The 17,140-nt window shown below is 53.3% G+C and carries 13 protein-coding genes; 11 read left to right on the plus strand and 2 right to left on the minus strand.

All coding sequences use genetic code 11. From position 1 onward, the window contains the following. Nucleotides 1–48: 48 nt before the first annotated feature. Nucleotides 49–1,146, minus strand: coding sequence for a DUF418 domain-containing protein (locus tag NST23_RS03630; protein ID WP_274875351.1), 1,098 nt, complete (start codon nt 1,144–1,146; stop codon nt 49–51). Between the two features lie 162 nt (nt 1,147–1,308). Between NST23_RS03630 and NST23_RS03635 the strand changes: the two genes are divergently transcribed. The 7 genes from NST23_RS03635 to NST23_RS03665 all read left to right on the plus strand — a co-directional run bounded on the left by NST23_RS03635 (nt 1,309) and on the right by NST23_RS03665 (nt 11,567). After that, on the plus strand, nt 1,309–2,109 hold the full coding sequence (locus NST23_RS03635; RefSeq protein WP_340963122.1) for a VanW family protein: 801 nt from the start codon (nt 1,309–1,311) through the stop codon (nt 2,107–2,109). Between the two features lie 100 nt (nt 2,110–2,209). Further along, nucleotides 2,210–4,552: a DNA helicase PcrA gene (gene pcrA, locus NST23_RS03640; protein ID WP_173597854.1), complete on the plus strand. Its 2,343-nt coding sequence runs from the start codon at nt 2,210–2,212 to the stop codon at nt 4,550–4,552. Nucleotides 4,553–4,593: 41 nt separating this feature from the next. After that, nucleotides 4,594–6,612: an NAD-dependent DNA ligase LigA gene (ligA, locus tag NST23_RS03645; RefSeq protein ID WP_122965537.1), complete on the plus strand. Its 2,019-nt coding sequence runs from the start codon at nt 4,594–4,596 to the stop codon at nt 6,610–6,612. An 82-nt stretch (nt 6,613–6,694) separates the two neighbouring features. After that, complete coding sequence (locus tag NST23_RS03650) at nt 6,695–7,549, plus strand: WD40/YVTN/BNR-like repeat-containing protein (RefSeq protein WP_233454105.1); 855 nt, start codon at nt 6,695–6,697, stop codon at nt 7,547–7,549. 32 nt (nt 7,550–7,581) lie between these two features. Beyond that, entirely contained in the window at nt 7,582–8,649 is a 1,068-nt protein-coding gene (locus NST23_RS03655) for a CamS family sex pheromone protein (protein WP_122965536.1), read from the plus strand. 274 nt (nt 8,650–8,923) lie between these two features. Next, entirely contained in the window at nt 8,924–10,471 is a 1,548-nt protein-coding gene (gene pruA, locus NST23_RS03660) for an L-glutamate gamma-semialdehyde dehydrogenase (RefSeq protein ID WP_122965535.1), read from the plus strand. 151 nt (nt 10,472–10,622) lie between these two features. After that, on the plus strand, nt 10,623–11,567 hold the full coding sequence (locus tag NST23_RS03665; protein ID WP_229049814.1) for an MraY family glycosyltransferase: 945 nt from the start codon (nt 10,623–10,625) through the stop codon (nt 11,565–11,567). A 100-nt stretch (nt 11,568–11,667) separates the two neighbouring features. Here NST23_RS03665 and NST23_RS03670 read toward each other — a convergent pair whose 3' ends face one another. Continuing rightward, a complete protein-coding gene (locus tag NST23_RS03670) occupies nt 11,668–12,591 on the minus strand; it encodes a sensor domain-containing diguanylate cyclase (RefSeq protein ID WP_122965534.1) in 924 nt (307 codons plus the stop codon). A 174-nt stretch (nt 12,592–12,765) separates the two neighbouring features. On the opposite strand from NST23_RS03670, the gene asd reads away from it, so the two are divergent. The 4 genes from asd to gatB all read left to right on the plus strand — a co-directional run bounded on the left by asd (nt 12,766) and on the right by gatB (nt 17,047). Further along, nucleotides 12,766–13,617 carry an archaetidylserine decarboxylase gene (gene asd, locus NST23_RS03675; RefSeq protein ID WP_340963123.1) on the plus strand — a complete coding sequence of 284 codons (852 nt, stop codon included), beginning with the start codon at nt 12,766–12,768 and terminating at the stop codon, nt 13,615–13,617. A gap of 191 nt (nt 13,618–13,808) precedes the next feature. After that, entirely contained in the window at nt 13,809–14,099 is a 291-nt protein-coding gene (gatC, locus tag NST23_RS03680; protein WP_122965529.1) for an Asp-tRNA(Asn)/Glu-tRNA(Gln) amidotransferase subunit GatC, read from the plus strand. A gap of 33 nt (nt 14,100–14,132) precedes the next feature. Next, nucleotides 14,133–15,605, plus strand: coding sequence for an Asp-tRNA(Asn)/Glu-tRNA(Gln) amidotransferase subunit GatA (gatA, locus tag NST23_RS03685; protein WP_173597859.1), 1,473 nt, complete (start codon nt 14,133–14,135; stop codon nt 15,603–15,605). Between the two features lie 5 nt (nt 15,606–15,610). Continuing rightward, on the plus strand, nt 15,611–17,047 hold the full coding sequence (gene gatB / locus NST23_RS03690) for an Asp-tRNA(Asn)/Glu-tRNA(Gln) amidotransferase subunit GatB (protein WP_122965527.1): 1,437 nt from the start codon (nt 15,611–15,613) through the stop codon (nt 17,045–17,047). Nucleotides 17,048–17,140: the final 93 nt, after the last annotated feature.

Raw genomic sequence — 17,140 nt, forward strand, 5'->3', positions numbered from 1 at the left:
GATGTTTCTTTACGCTTTTTTGTTTTGGCAGGCAGCGGTCATCGAACATCAAGCTAAAGAGCGTTTCCCGTTGCTGTCTTTGCGAAGCGGCGTGACTTGCAAATAAGTGAACACGCGCCATATCCACTCAAGCGGGCCCATGCGGAAGGCGGACAGCCACAGCATGCTGAAAGCCATTTGCCCGACATAAATCCCGAGGCAAAAGAGCGTGGACTGCCAGTAGGTGAGCGTACCATACCAGCCGAACAGGTAGCCGCCGACCAAGATCAGCACCGTTTGCCCCACGTAGTTGGTGAGGGCCATCCGTCCGTAGCTGGTGAGCGGAGCCAATGCTTTTTGGACACCGCTGTGCTGCAAAAGCCGGATTAGCGTCGTCACGTAAAAAGCTGACATGACAAAGCCGGTCGAAGTCAAGGCGATCGTGTAGTACGTGAGCGCAAGCAATTGTTCCTCGGACATGTCGTCCACAACGATCATGTTGGCTGTCATAAACGGGTCAGCCGGAAGGAAATGATACTGGGCGTACAGACCGACCAGCATAAGGACGAAAGCGATGCCTTGAACCTTTTTGATCGCAGGCAGAAAGCGGGGAATGTCCTGGAATACCCCGAATTGCCCGACAGACAAACCGAGAATGAACAGCGGCAGCACCAGCATCGGCTTGAAGCCCGTGGAGCAAACGAACATGGCGAGGATCAGCCCGACAATCAGGTTTGTTCTCGCCTTCAAGCGGTAAAAAGGCATGAGCATAAAGCCGAAGATCGCGTAAATAAACAAGGCTTCGCCCGGATGGAACATTTTGTGGACAAAACCGAAGGCCAGAAGCGCAAGCAGACGGCGGACAAACAGAACCGTACTGTTGGCGCCTTTTGCTTTCGCCCGGCTGACAAACAGATGGAAGCCTACTCCGAACAGAAACGAAAAAATCACGAAAAAGCGCGATTCTACAGCAAAATTGAAAAACTGAAACAGCCAGGCGTCCAAGCTGCCAGGGGTTGGAGTCTTTACGTCAAGCAGCGGCAAAATGTTGACCAGGATGATTCCGAGCAAAGCGAAGCCGCGTACAGTATCCAGTGTGTCGATCCTCTGTGTCCCGGTAGGAGTGAGCGCTGTCAAAATGATCACTTCCTTTGTACCTAGATTTATGTCCAATCAGACGTCTCTTCATCCTAACGCACAGCGAGGAAGGGAGAAAGAGATTTGCATTACGCTCTGCTTACAAAAATGTAAGAGGCTCGCTCCCAGCGCAACTATCTGATTGCTCACCTCGTCTATTTGTATAAATCAGGAAGGAAAGGAGGCGCGAAAATGAAGCCGATTCTCCGGGGAAAGTGGCGGCTTGCCGCAGGAGTTGCCTATTATCGCGGCATGAGGCATGCGCAGTGGCTGTTTGGGCGAACGAGATTGGCGCGGGAAAAAAGCAGCCAGCCGCTTCCTTATGTCCATTTTTCCCATCAGACTATTTTGTTGCGCCAATTGCAGCATGTCGAAATGTGGATGCAGCACAACAAGGTGAAAAATTTGCGCCTCGCGACCGCCTGTTTGCACGGAGTGATCATTCGGCCGGGCGAAACTTTTTCCTACTGGAAGCTGATTGGCAAGCCGACAAAAAGAAAAGGCTACGTAGAGGGGATGCTGCTCTCGCATGGTCGCGTCACAGCCGGGATTGGCGGCGGTTTGTGCCAGCTATCCAACTTGCTGTACTGGATGACACTGCACACGCCTTTGACCGTGACCGAACGCCATCGCCACAGCTACGATGTGTTTCCCGACGCGAACAGAACCCAGCCGTTCGGAAGCGGCGCCACTTGCTTTTACAACTACCTCGATTTGCAGATTGAAAACCGGACGAGCCAAACTTTCCAGCTTTGTGTCTGGCTGACGGACACGCATCTGGTGGGGGAATGGAGAGCTGACATGCCGCCGACACGAAGGTATGAAATGATTGAGAAAGAGCATGCCATCACCCCTTCGATCTGGGGCGGATACGAGCGGAGCAACCAACTGTGGCGCAATGTGTATGCCCAGGACGGGGAGTGGCTGGAACAGCAGTGGCTGACGGAAAATCGCGCCTATCTCATGTACGAGCCGCTTTTGCCAAAAGGATGATCTTTCCTCTCCCGTATACGAACTGGAACTCAGGTGCAATCTGTGCGAAAATAGGAACATATGCACTCGTATAGGAACGTGGAAAGGTGGATTTATACATATGTCTTCAGTAGAACGAATTACGTCAGGCTTGAATCCGGAACAGCGGGAAGCCGTACTTACCACGGAAGGTCCTGTCCTGATTCTGGCCGGAGCGGGTAGCGGCAAGACCAAGGTGCTGACACAGCGGATTGCTTATCTCATCAGCGTGAAGCAAGTTGCGCCATGGAGCATTCTCGCGATTACGTTCACCAACAAGGCTGCGCGCGAGATGCAGAACCGCGTAGCGGCGATCATTGGCGGTGCAGCGGCTCAGGATACGTGGCTTTCGACGTTTCACTCCTTGTGCGTGCGAATTTTGCGCAGGGATATTGACCGGCTTGGCATCAACCGCAGCTTCAGCATTCTCGACGCTGGCGACCAGTTGTCTGTCGTCAAGCAGTGCCTGAAGGAACTGAACATCGATCCGAAGCAATATGAGCCGCGGTCCATCCTGGCTGCCATCAGCGGAGCGAAGAACGAACTGACAGACCCGGCGACTTTTGCCAGACTGGCGGGCGATCCGTTTTCCCAGGTGGCTGCCAAGGTGTACGAGGCGTACCAGAAAAAGCTGAAAAGCAACCAGTCGCTGGACTTCGACGACTTGATCATGACGACGGTTCGCCTGTTCAAGGAAGTGCCGGAAGTGCTGGAATTTTACCAGAAAAAATTCCGCTACATACACGTCGACGAGTATCAGGATACGAACCGCGCCCAGTATCTTTTGATTTCCATGCTGGCCGACAAGTTCCGCAACGTCTGCTGCGTGGGGGATGCCGACCAAAGTATTTACAAGTGGCGGGGAGCGGACATCTCCATCATCCTGAACTTTGAAAAAGACTACCCGGAAGCAAAGCTGATCAAGCTGGAGCAAAACTATCGCTCGACCAAGACGATCCTGCAAGCAGCGAACCAGGTCATCGCCAACAACAAGCTGCGCAAGGAAAAGAAACTGTGGACGGAAAATCCCGGCGGAGAAAAAATCATGTGCTTCCAGGGTGATTCCGAGCATGACGAGGCGTATTTTATCGTCGATACGATTCGCAAGCAGATGGCGAAGTACAAGCGCTACGACAAGTTTGCCGTTCTGTACCGGACCAATGCCCAGTCCCGTGTGGTCGAGGATGTGTTCATCAAATCGAACATTCCGTACACCATCGTCGGCGGCACGAAGTTCTACGATCGCAAAGAGATCAAGGACATTCTCGCCTACTTGCGCCTGATTTCCAATCCGGACGACGATATCAGCTTGCAGCGCATTATCAATGTGCCGAAGCGCAACATCGGTGACACAACCGTCGACAAGCTGCAAGCGTACGCCAATGCCAACGGCCAGTCGCTGTACCAGGCCATTCAGGAGACGGCTTACATGGGCCTGCCGTCCCGCACGACGAATGCGATTTTGTCGTTTAACGATCTGATTACCAATTTGATGCAGATGACGGACTATTTGAGCGTGACCGAGCTGGTAGAGGAAGTATTGAAGCGATCCGGCTATCGTGAATCGCTGAAAGAAGACAAGACGCTGGAAGCGCAGGCGCGTCTGGAGAACATCGAGGAGTTTCTGTCTGTTACGCAGGAGTTCGAGCGCAAAAATGAAGACAAGAGTCTGCTCGCCTTTTTGACCGATTTGGCGCTTGTCGCTGATATTGATTCGCTTGGCGAAGATGGGGAAGAAGAGGTAGTAGCCGCAGACGGGCAAGTTGTGCTGATGACGCTGCATAGCGCCAAAGGGCTGGAGTTTCCGGTAGTGTTTCTCGTCGGACTGGAGGAAGGCGTGTTCCCGCACAGCCGCTCCCTTTTTGACGACACCGAGATGGAAGAAGAGCGTCGTCTGGCGTACGTAGGCATTACCCGGGCAGAAGAGCGCCTGTACATGACGTGCGCGCGGATGCGGACGCTGTTTGGACGAACCAACGTCAGTGCGCCGTCGCGATTTTTGCAGGAAATTCCGCCCGAGCTGTTGGAAGGCAACCCTGCCGCAGCAGAGCGAAGCTTTGGCGGTGGTGGCCGCGGCGGAGCATTTGGTCAGCGCGAGATGGGGGCAAGATCGTTCGGCTCGACCTCCCCGCAAGCAGGCGGGGGCTTCGGTTCCGCCAAGCCAGGAATGGCGCAACGATCGACAGGAGGCTCGGCAACGTTCACTCGTCCAGGGTTGCAGGCTGGCGACAAGCTGCCTGGACACGGTCAGGGAGCAGGAGTGGATTGGAAAGTCGGAGACAGGGTGCAGCACGGCACGTGGGGCATGGGTACTGTCGTGAAAGTAAAAGGAGCGGGTGACGATATGGAGCTTGATATCGCATTCCCTAGCCCGACTGGCATCAAGAAGCTGCTCGCGAAATTCGCGCCGATACAGCGGGCGTAATGCTAATGCGCAGACTATCGCTAAAGTAAAGGATGAACGAGATGGATCGATTGACGGCGGAAACAAAAATCAAAGAATTGGTGAAACGAATTGAGCGGCACAACCGTCTTTACTATGAACAGGATCGACCTGAGATTTCCGATCAGGAATACGATCAATTGATGCGGGAGCTTACCGAACTGGAAAACCAGTTTCCAGAACTGGCTTCTCCGGATTCTCCCACCCAGCGCGTTGGGGGGGAGCCTTTGCCATTCTTTGAAAAAGTCGTACACAAGACGCCGATGCTCAGTCTTGGCAACGCTTTTGGGGAAGCAGACATCAGAGATTTTGACCGCCGTGTCCGCCAGGCCGTGGGGAGCCAGGCCGTTCGCTATGTGGCTGAGCTGAAAATCGATGGGCTTGCTGTGTCCTTGCACTACGAAAACGGTATGTTTGTGCGCGGAGCGACTCGTGGAGACGGGAGCACAGGCGAGGACATCACCCAAAACTTGAAGACGATCCGCTCGATTCCGCTCAAGCTGACCAAGCCGCTGACCTTGGAGGTGCGAGGCGAGGCGTACATGCCAAAAGCTGCTTTCGACAAGCTGAACCGGGAGCGGGAAGAGCGCGGGGAAGCGCTGTTTGCCAATCCGCGCAACTCGGCAGCCGGCTCGCTTCGGCAGCTCGATCCGAAAATCGCTGCATCCCGTCAGCTCGACACTTTTATTTACGGGATTGGCGACTTGCAGGGCGAGACAGTCGAGTCCCACAGCGAAGGGCTTGACCTGCTCGAATCTCTAGGCTTCAAGGTGAACAAAGAGCGCCGCGTATTCGAAGACGTCGAGGAGCTGCTCGCCTTCATTGAAAACTGGACAGAAAAGCGCCCGACCTTGCCATATGAAATCGACGGCATGGTCATTAAAGTGGACAGCTATTCGCAGCAGGAAGAGCTGGGCTTTACGGCAAAAAGCCCGCGCTGGGCGGTCGCGTACAAGTTTCCGGCGGAAGAAGCGGTCACGGTGCTTGAAGGCATCGAAGTGTCCGTAGGCAGAACGGGAAGCGTGACACCGACGGCCCTTTTGAAGCCAGTCAGTTTGGCGGGCACGACAGTAAAGCGTGCTTCTTTGCACAACGAAGACATCATCCGGGAAAAAGGCTTGCTGATTGGCGATCATGTCGTCGTCAAAAAGGCAGGCGATATCATCCCGGAAATTATAGCGGTGCTGCCGGAGCGCAGAACGGGCAGCGAAGTGCCTTTTGCCATGCCGACGCATTGTCCGGAGTGTGGCAGCGAGCTGGTGCGCTTGGAGGAAGAAGTGGCCTTGCGCTGTATCAACCCGATGTGTCCGGCATTGATCCGTGAAGGCATGATCCACTTTGTTTCCCGCACAGCGATGAACATTGACGGGCTGGGCGAAAAAGTGGTGGCTCAGCTGTACCGCGACGACATCATTCACAGCGTCGCTGACCTGTATTATTTGCACCAGCAGCGCGATGTGCTGCTGGGGATGGAGCGCATGGGCGAAAAGTCGGTAGACAATTTGCTGGCAGCGATCGAAGCGAGCAAGGAAAACTCGCTGGAACGCGTCCTGTTCGGGTTAGGCATCCGCCTGGTCGGAGCAAAGGCGGCGAAGGTGCTTGCCGAGCATTTTGGCCATATCGATGCCATCATGCAGGCGACAGAAGAAGAACTGACGCAAATTAACGAGATCGGCCCGAAAATGGCTGCGAGTCTCATCAACTATTTCGCTCAACCGCAAGCACAAGCTGTCATCGAAAGATTGAAGGCAGCGGGAGTGAACATGGAGTACAAAGGCATTCGCGTCGAGAGTGGCGCCGACTTGCCGTTCTCCGGAAAAACGATTGTCCTGACCGGAACATTGACCCAAATGTCCCGCCAGGAAGCAGAGGAAGCGATTGCCCGATTGGGTGGCAAAGTAACGAGCAGCGTCAGCAAGAAAACCGATCTGGTAATTGCAGGAGAAAAAGCTGGCTCCAAGCTGGAGAAAGCAGAAAAATTGGGTGTGGCTGTTATGGATGAAGCCGGATTCCTGGAAGTTCTTCAAACAGCAACACCGTAAAGAAAACGGTGGCGACAGACAGATGAGCAAGGGAAGGGACGTGAAGAGCATGAATGGCTTTAGGCGATGGGGAATTGGAGCAATGACGATGCTGATCTTGAGCGGCTGTAGCGATGGCGGCGTCGTTCAGGAGAAGCCCGCCACCTCTTCGGTTATTGCATCTGCTCTGAAGGGTGACTTGACCTATCAGGATGTTTTGGAAAAGGGAGAAACCATTCATAATCTGGCGATGACGTCAGACGCTGCACAAGTATGGGTAGGCACACATGCCGGACTGTACAGCTCCGCAGGGGGTTCCTTGTGGGGATTGCTGTCGCCAGAGCTGGCGCAGATTGATGTCGTAGGCTGGTTTGTCGATCCGAGCGACGCCCACCACATGTACGTCGGTGGCAGTGAAGGAGTCCTACGCACCGCAGATGGCGGGAAAAGCTGGACTTCTTCCAGCAAAGGCTTGCCTGAGCCTGCAAATATCCGCAGCTTTACTGGGGTTCGCCAAGGGGAAAAAGTTCGTCTGTTCGCGTTTGTAACAGGCGAGGGCATCTACCAATCCACAGACAAAGGCGATACATGGACGCTCTGGCAGCCGATGGATCAGGAAGTATATGCCATGGATTTTGACTCGAATGAGAACCGTCTCTATGTAGCGGCACAGTTCAGCTTGCTCTATAATGAGGAAGGGCAGTGGAAGACAGAGGCGATTCCGGATGCAGAACAGATTTACTCGCTATCCCTCAACAGAAATACTGGCGTTCTCGCTGTCGCAACCGAAAAAGGTGTCTATGAAAAAAACGATGGTGAGTGGCATCTGCTCGAAGCTCGCTCGCCGGAAAAATTGATCGTCATTGCCTCGGGTGGTGGCGATACAAAATGGGTAGGGATTGGCGAATCGGCGTTGATTTACAAGCTCAACGGCAATCGCTGGACCAAATGGAACTGATCCCATTTTTTTCAGGACAAAAGGAGTAGCGTATGAAAGCGAAGTTTTTGACAGGATGCAGGTACGCAGCCGCGTTTTTGCTTGCGATTGCCGTCTCTGGTTGTTCGTTGCTGCCAGGGGGCAAGGACAAGTCGCCTGAGCCTACCGCGCCGTCCTTGTCTGAAGTAGTGGAAGTATCTGAGGATTACTATGGCAGCATCACTCCATACAAGCCTAACCAGACGCGCGGCATGCTGAGCAGTGCGCGATACCGCATCGATTTCAGCCATCTGGAGCTTGGCTTGATGGAGTTTGCCCGCGATACGTTTCCGACCTCCCAGTATTATTTTCAGGAAGGTCAAGTCGTCAAAAAAGAACAGGTGACGCAGTGGATTGCCCAGGAAAAGGCGAGTGGAACGAAAGGCCAGCAGAAAAACGGCATTTTGGTTCACGTCCTGGAGCATGATTACTTGAACAAAAAAGACAAGCAATTGGCAGGCATGGTGCTCGGCTTGTCTGTATCGCCGAACTACCAGGATGCAACTGGCAAGGAAATGGTGTACACACAGCAGGAGCTGCAAGCAAAAGGGCAGCAGCTTGCCGCCAGTATCGTCGCGACGCTGCGGGTGAGCACTCCGAATGTGCCGATGCTGATTTTGCTGTATCAGGTTCCCGAAGCGAACTCTTCGCTTGTGCCAGGGCATTTCATCATGTCGGGTACAGTGGGAGCGAGCGAATCGGCCGTATCGAAGTGGCAGCCGATTGAAGAGGAGTTTTTCCTGTTCCCGAGCGCGGATGTAGAGAAAAAATATCCGCAGCAGTCGTTGCAGTACGATAAGCTGATGAGGCAAGCACAGGCGTATTTCGGAGAGTATGTCGGCATGACAGGCGTTGGCCGATTCATGGACGGCAGACTGACGGAGCTGACGATTACGGCGACGGCGGAGTATGACTCGCGGACAGAAGTTTTGCAGTTCACGCAGTACGCAGCCGGAAGCATCAATCAGTTGTTCGACAAAAGCGTCCACGTCAACTTGTACGTCCAATCGATGAACAAGCCGCTGGCCATTTATATTCGACCGACATCTGGCGAACCGTACATGCATCTGTATCGCCAGTAGACAGTAGCCAATAGCAGGAAGCGACCCCGATGTGCACCTCTCCAGGTGTGGATCGGGGTTTTTGTGCAGAAGCCAGAGGAGATTGCACACAAGTGTATACGGTTGAACAAAGTGTGAACAAAAGTGTAAGGTCCCGTTTTCTGAAGTTGGCTGTTGTTTTTCGCGGAAAAATGCAAACACTATCGGGGTCGGGCTTCTCAGTAGTAGTTGGTATGATCCTTGCATATGTTTTATAAGTGATCTTAGGAAGAAAACGATAAGGAGGCGTCACCAAATGCAAGTTGAATTCAAAAACGAGGCGTTTACTAATTTTGGCCTGCCAGAAAATAAAAAGGCATTTGAAGAAGCACTCGCCAAAGTAGAAAGCGAGCTTGGCCGCGAGTACCCTCTCATCATTGGTGGAGAGCGCATCACAACCGAGAAAAAATCCAGCTCCTTCAACCCTTCCAATAAAGAACAAGTCGTGGGCGTTGTGTCCCAGGCAGACCAGGCGCTGGCTGAAAAAGCGATCCAAACAGCAGCCAGCACTTTCGAAACATGGAAAAAGGTTCCTGCCGGTGCGCGTTCCCGTTACCTCTATAAAGCAGCAGCAATCCTGCGTCGCCGCAAGCATGAGTTCTCCGCTTGGCTGGTAAAAGAAGCAGGTAAAAGCTGGGCAGAAGCTGACGCTGACACAGCAGAAGCAATCGACTTCATGGAATACTACGGCCGTCAAATGGATAAGCTGTCCCAACGCCATGACCTGCCACGCATCCCGGATGAAGACAACGAACTGTACTACATTCCACTCGGTGTTGGCGTAGTAATCCCGCCATGGAACTTCCCTCTGGCGATCATGGCTGGTATGACAACTGCAGCTCTCGTAGCTGGTAACACAGTTGTACTGAAACCTGCTTCCACTACACCAGTAATCGCAGCGAAATTCATGGAAATCCTCGAAGACGCTGGCGTACCAGCAGGCGTAGTGAACTTCGTGCCAGGTTCCGGCAGCGAAATCGGCGACTTCCTCGTAGAGCACACGCTGACTCGCTTCATCAGCTTCACTGGTTCCCGCGACGTAGGTCTGCGCATCAACGAACTGGCTGCGAAACATCGTCCAGGTCAAAAATGGATGAAGCGTCTGGTTGCGGAAATGGGCGGTAAAGACTCCATCGTAGTAGACAACGACTGCGATATCGAGTTGGCTGCACAATCTATCGTAGCTTCCGCATTCGGCTTCTCCGGTCAAAAATGTTCTGCTTGCTCCCGCGCAATCGTTCACCAAGACGTGTACGATCAAGTGCTGGGTCGCGTAGTTGAGCTGACTAACCAACTGACTGTAGGCGACGTAAGAACAAACGAGTTCTACACAGGTCCAGTTGTCGACGAGAAAGCTTACAACAAAATTCTCGAATACATCGAGATCGGAAAAACAGAAGGCAAACTGGTTGCGGGTGGCGAAAAAGGCCCGGAAACAGGCTACTTCATCAAGCCAACCGTATTTGCTGACGTAGATCCGCAAGCTCGCGTGATGCAAGAAGAAATCTTTGGTCCAGTAGTAGCATTCTGCAAAGCCAACGATTTCGACCATGCTCTGGAAATCGCGAACAACACCGAGTACGGCTTGACTGGCGCTGTAATCAGCCGCAACCGTGCACACCTGGAGCGCGCTCGCGAAGAGTTCCACGTGGGCAACCTGTACTTCAACCGTAAGTGCACAGGCGCTTTGGTTGGCGTGCATCCGTTCGGCGGATTCAACATGTCCGGTACTGACTCTAAAGCGGGCGGACCAGACTACCTGTTGCTCTTCACCCAAGCGAAAATGGTTTCCGAAAAAATGTAAGAAAACGCAATACCAAAGCTGCCTCCACACGGGGGCGGCTTTTTTTGTCGCAAAAAGATTGAGGAAACCAAGTTTTCTCACGCTCATTTTGTCCACACTAAGAGGTAAGAAATGATGTGCGGGCAGGTGAGGGTAGCTGTTTACTTACATTGTGTCAGGGCTCTCGACGTTTTTTCTCGTGTACTTGCTGATGCCGCTTGCGTATCGGCTGGCGTGGAAAACAAAGCTGCTGGACATGCCCAGGGGAAGAAAAGGGCACAGCAAGCCAATGCCGCTATCTGGCGGGCTGGCGATGTTTGTCGGACTGCTGCTGGTGACAAGTTTTTTTGCAGGGGCGCAAAAAACGGTGGCAGTTTTGGCAGTCGGCGGCGTTCTGCTGGTGGCGATTGGCTGGGTGGACGATATGTACAAAGCGCAGCAAAAAGATTTTCCTGCGCTGCCGAAGTTGCTCGTTCAAGTAGCGGTCGCTGTCCTCGCCTTTTTGCTCGATATCCGGTTTCGCGGGATCAGCCTGACCTGGCTTGGGGCTGAAGATGGTTCTTATGTCTCGTTCCCTGTGTTTTTGTCTTTGTTGGCAACGGTGCTGTGGATTGTTGGACTGATCAATATGGTAAATTTTTTGGACGGAGTGGACGGGCTTGCGGCGGGAGCGACAGCCTTTTCAGCCATCACCTTGTTTTTTTTGTCGATGTTCAAGGGGCAGGAAGTCACGGCATTGCTGGCCGTTGCGTTGGCAGGGGCAGCGCTCGCTTTTTTGCGCTTCAATTTTTATCCGGCCAAAATATTCATGGGAGACGCCGGATCGATGTTTCTGGGCTTCGCGCTGGCGGTAATATCGCTGGAAGGAACGATGAAAGGGGCCACGCTCATTTCGCTGGTCGTGACGGTTCTGGCACTCGGCTTGCCTGTGATGGATACGATGCAGGTAATGATCAGTCGGTTGTTGGCGGGGTCGCCTATGTATCAGGCTGATCGGAGACATGTTCACCATCGCTTGATGTCGTTTGGCCTGACAGCCAAGCAAACGGTTGTCGTCCTGTATTTGGTCAGCCTGCTGTTCTCGGGACTTGCGGTGTTCCTGTTTTTGTACGGATAGAGCAGCGCAGCATTGCTTTATTTGGATAAAGCAATTGAGCAAGAGAGTGCCCGCCAAAAAGGATGGCGCAGCCAAGACAAAAGGAATGGACATTCGATCTCTAGTCTTCGGCAGGATCGAAGAAAAAGAACTGGTTGCGGCCTGTTGCTTTTGCTTTATACAAAGCCTTGTCGGCGTTGCTCAGCAACTGGTCCGCTTCTTTCGCAGAGGCAGGGAAAAGAGCAATTCCGATACTGGAGGTAAAGTGAAACGTCTTGTCCTCGTAGCTCCACGGCTGCTGGAGCGAACGCAGGATGCGCGTCGCCACTTTTTCGGCCTGACGTTCGCTGTCGATGGCTGTGAGAATGACGACAAACTCGTCTCCCCCCAAGCGGGCGACGGTATCCTGATCGCGAACGCACGATTTGAGACGCTTGGCCAGCATTTGCAAAAAAACGTCGCCAATATCGTGACCCCATGTATCGTTGATCTGTTTAAAATGGTCACAGTCGATGTACAGCGCTGCTACCATCTCTCCAGACGCCTCGGCGCGTTCCAGCGCTTCCTGGAGGTTGTTGTAAAGAAGGCGTCTGTTAGGCAAGCCTGTGAGCATATCGTGGTAAGCCATGTGCTCAAGCTGCCACTCCAGTTTTTTGCGTTCGGTAATGTCGCGGGTAACAGAAAAGACGTGTGTGCATAGCCCTTCGTTGTTGAAGACAGGCGAGAGGATGGATTCACCGACCATGTGGCCGTTCGTTGTGAAATGAGTGGGACTGGCGCCTTCAACGGTTTGGCTGTACATGCTGTTGAGCAAGTCAGCCTTTTCCTGCGGGTAAACTTCTTCAATCAGCTTCCCGTAGCAATCCTCGGTAAGACCTGATCCTTTCATGGCGGCAGGATTCATCAAGACATACCGGAACTGGTAAGCCCCGCCGGCGTTTTTTTCCACAGCCATAAGGAAAAACATATCCGACATGTGATGAAACAAACTGGTCAAGATGTCGCTGTGCTGACTGATGAGTGTTGTAATATCAAGCTTCGCCATATCTGTGGTCTCCTGATTGTAGGCTTGTCCCTATATTATAGTATAGCAAGGCAGGCCAAGAAAATGATGAGACGTTGGTAATAGTGCGGGGTTTACTGGCTGCAAGTGGAAGTGGTAAAGTAAGGGTATTCTCTCACTAGCTGTCTAATCGAAAATGATTAAGGAGTTCCACTTATGCGCAAAAAGCTGCTGCCCGGTCTGATCCATCGCCTGCCGCAAAACGCGATGTCGAGGACCATGGGAAAAATTACTGCTTCTCGCTTCAGTCGATTAGCCATTCAGCGATACATCCGTCACTATAAAATCGATTTTTCCATCATAGAAAAGCCCGTATCGGAATACCGGACTCTCAAGGAATTTTTTACGCGCCGCCTGAAACCGGAAGCAAGACCGATCGCCCCTGGACACGATGTTGTCGTAAGCCCGGTGGATGGGACTGTTTCCCAGCTCGGCGACATCTGCGAAGGCACGCTGATTCAGGCAAAAGGAAAAGATTTCACAGTGACTGAACTGCTCGGCGGTTCGGAGCAAGAGGCGAAACGTTATTACGGCGGAAAGTTCATTACAATCTATTTAAGCCCGCGCGACTATCACCGCATACATATGCCAGTGGCGGGGAATCTGGTGAAGTACAGCTACTTGCCTGGACGTCTCTACCCGGTCAATCAGCTCGGAATTGAAAACGTGGAGCGACTGTTTGCCCGCAACGAGCGGCTCGTGACCTACATCGAAACAGATGGTTTGGGCAGCATGGCTTTGGTCAAGGTCGGAGCGCTGTTCGTCGGAAGCGTCAAAGTCTCGTACAATACAGCCACGACGAACATCAAGCACGGCCGACAAACGGACGAACCAATCATCGGCACCCCGCATTACGAAAAAGGCAGCGAGCTGGGCTGGTTCGAGTTTGGTTCAACGGTCATTTTGCTCGTGGAGTCCAGCCAGCTGGAATGGGCAGACCGTGTGGAAAAAGGCCGGTCGCTCTTGATGGGGCAAGTGTTGGCGACGATCAACAAGGAGCAGGCGTAGCCGCTTTTGCTTTTTTGGCATGAAAAGGTAGTATGGATGCGAATGAAAAGGAGCTGATTGCAAAGTCAGCTTCTTTTATTTTTTATCGAAAAATTTTTGTTTATAGCCTGTCCAATCCCCGCGAAAATTGACTGAACCCGCTGTTTTCAAGTAAGATCAAAGTTATGTGATACGATTCGGAGGTGGAAGAGATGAGTGCCATCACTCGCAAAGAAGTAGAGCATGTTGCCAATCTGGCCCGTTTGCAGCTGACGGAAGACGAGGCTCTGCAATACACAAAAGACCTGAACGCGATTTTGGAGTTTGCGGCGAAGCTCAACGAACTGGATACATCCAATGTCGAGCCGACCAGCCACGCTACAGACGTGAAAAACGTGATGCGCGAGGACGTCAACAGACCGTCCCTGCCGCGCGAAGAAGTGCTGAAAAACGCACCGGACCACGAAGACGGGCAGTTCAAGGTGCCTGCTGTATTCGAATAACGGGTCAGGAGAACGAGAAGGGAGGAACCCACTGTGTCGCTGTTTGACAAGCGATTGTCGGAAATACATAGCGCTCTGCGCGCAAAAGAGCTTTCGGTAACGGATCTGGTGCAGGCTTCCATCGCAAGCATCAAGGAGCACGATGACAAGATCAAATCCGTCCTGCATGTGGATGAGGAGGGAGCGCTTGCCCATGCTCGCCAGCTGGACGAGCGTCTGGTGAAGGAAAATGAGGAGTTGGGCCTGCTTTTCGGGATGCCGGCGGGTCTGAAAGACAACCTGATCACCAAAGACATCCGCACCACTTGCGCCAGCAAATTTTTGGCGAACTACGATCCTGTGCATGACGGAACGGCTTCCAAAAAAGTGAAGGAAGCGGATGCTGTGATCGTGGCGAAGCTGAACATGGACGAGTTCGCCATGGGCGGCTCCAATGAAAACTCCGGCTTCTTCCCGGCGAAAAACCCGTGGAACACCGATTACGTGCCAGGCGGCTCGTCCGGCGGTTCTGCTGCGGCGATGGCTGCCCGTCACTTCTACTTTACGCTCGGATCGGATACGGGCGGCTCGATTCGCCAGCCGGCTGCTTTTTGCGGCGTTGTCGGCCTGAAGCCTACTTACGGGCGCGTATCCCGCTTCGGTTTGGTCGCATTTGCGTCTTCGCTCGACCAGATCGGCCCGGTGACGAAAAACGTGGAAGATGCGGCATACGTGCTGCAAGCGATTGCCGGACACGATGAGTTCGACTCCACTTCTGCCAATGTAGAAGTGCCGAACTATCTCTCCGCGCTCACTGGCGATGTAAAAGGTTTGCGCATCGGGGTGCCAAAAGAGTTGATCGGGGAAGGCATCGACACAGAGGTGCGCGAGGCTGTGCTTGCTGCCCTGAAACAGCTGGAAAGCTTGGGCGCAACATGGAGCGAAGTTTCCATGCCGCATACCGAATACGCGGTTCCAGCCTATTACTTGCTGTCCTCTTCGGAGGCATCGTCCAACCTGGCCCGTTTTGACGGCGTACGCTACGGTGTGCGCGCAGACAATGCGTCCAACTTGATTGAGCTGTACAAAGAATCCCGCAGCCAAGGCTTCGGTCCGGAAGTAAAACGCCGCATCATGCTCGGTACTTATGCGCTTTCGTCCGGCTACTATGACGCGTACTACAAAAAAGCGCAGCAAGTTCGCACGCTGATCATCCAGGACTTTACCAACATTTTTGCCGATTTCGATGTGATTTTGCATCCGACGACGCCGTCCACGGCTTTCAAAATCGGCGAAAACGCCAACGATCCGGTCAAAATGTACCTGGAAGACATTTGCACCGTACCTGTCAACCTGGCTGGACTGCCAGCGATCAGCGTACCGTGCGGCTTTTCCCAAAACGGTCTGCCGATCGGCTTGCAGATCGTGGGTCGTGCGTTTGACGAATCCACTGTCTTGCGCGTAGCACATGCTTATGAGCAGGCAGCAGGCTACAGCCAGCGCAAGCCGGAATGGGTGAGGGGGTAAAAGGCATGAGCAAGTACGAAACCGTCATCGGCCTGGAAGTCCACGCCGAGCTGTCGACCAACAGTAAAATTTTTTGCGGCTGCCCGACTGAGTTCGGCGCGCCGCCGAATACACATACATGCCCGATTTGTTTGGGACATCCGGGCGTTCTTCCCGTAACGAACAAGCAAGCGGTGGAGTTCGCGATGAAAGCGGCGCTTGCGCTCAACTGCGAGATTTCCCGCGAGACGAAGTTCGACCGGAAAAACTACTTTTACCCGGATTCTCCAAAAGCGTACCAAATCTCCCAGTACGACCAGCCGATCGGCTACAATGGCTGGATCGACATCGAGGTCAACGGAGAAACGAAGCGCATCGGCATCACGCGCCTCCATCTGGAGGAAGACGCGGGCAAGCTGACGCACAGTGACTTCGGGGGAGAATCGCTGGTCGACTTCAACCGCGTAGGTGTTCCGCTCGTGGAGATCGTCTCCGAGCCGGACATTCGCACGCCGGAAGAAGCTCGCGCCTACCTGGAGAAGCTGAAAGCGATCATCCAGTACACAGAAGTGTCCGATGTGCGCATGGAGCAAGGCTCGCTGCGTTGCGATGCCAACGTCTCGATTCGTCCGTACGGGCAAGAAGCGTTCGGAACGAAGACAGAACTGAAAAACATGAACTCTTTCCGCAACGTGCAGATGGGTCTGGAGTACGAGGTGCTGCGTCAGACGGAGGTTGTTTCTTCCGGCGGCACGATCGTGCAGGAGACACGCCGTTGGGATGAGGCGAATAAAAAGACGATTACGATGCGTTCCAAAGAGGAAGCGCACGACTACCGTTACTTCCCGGACCCTGATTTGGTGCGCATGCAAATTTCCGAAGAGTGGATCGAGGCCGTGCGCGCGACCATTCCGGAATTGCCGGATGCCCGCAAGGCTCGCTATGTGAACGAATACGGCCTGTCGCAAGCGGACGCGGAAGTCATCACGATCTCCAAGGAGACAGCGGATTTCTTCGACGAAACTGTGAAAACAGGAGCGGACGCCAAAGCTGTAGCCAACTGGCTGATGGTTGATTTGCTGGCACATCTCAATGCGAACAACCTGGCGTTTGCCGACGTGAAAATGACAGCGCAAGGCTTGGGCGACATGATCAAGCTGATTGCAGACGGAACCATCTCTTCGAAAATCGCCAAAACCGTCTTCAAAGAGATGGTGGAGACAGGCAAAGAGCCCAAGAAGATCGTCGAAGAAAAAGGACTGGTGCAAATCAGTGACGAGGGCGCCCTGCGTCAAATCGTCGTCGATGCCGTCAACTCCAATCCGCAAGCCGTGGCCGACTACAAGGCCGGAAACGAAAAAGCGGCAGCGTTCTTCGTGGGTCAAGTGATGAAGCAAACCAAAGGCAAAGCGAACCCGCCGATGGTCAACAAGCTGATCCAGGAAGTATTGAGCAGCCTCTAAGGATAAAAGCAGCAGCACGAACCCGAAAAAGGGAGCGTGCTGCTTTTTCTATGTAAAAAGTCGCATTCCAAAATGTCCCATACAAGGTAATAT

Source organism: Brevibacillus sp. FSL K6-0770 (assembly GCF_038000275.1).
GTDB lineage: Bacteria > Bacillota > Bacilli > Brevibacillales > Brevibacillaceae > Brevibacillus > Brevibacillus parabrevis.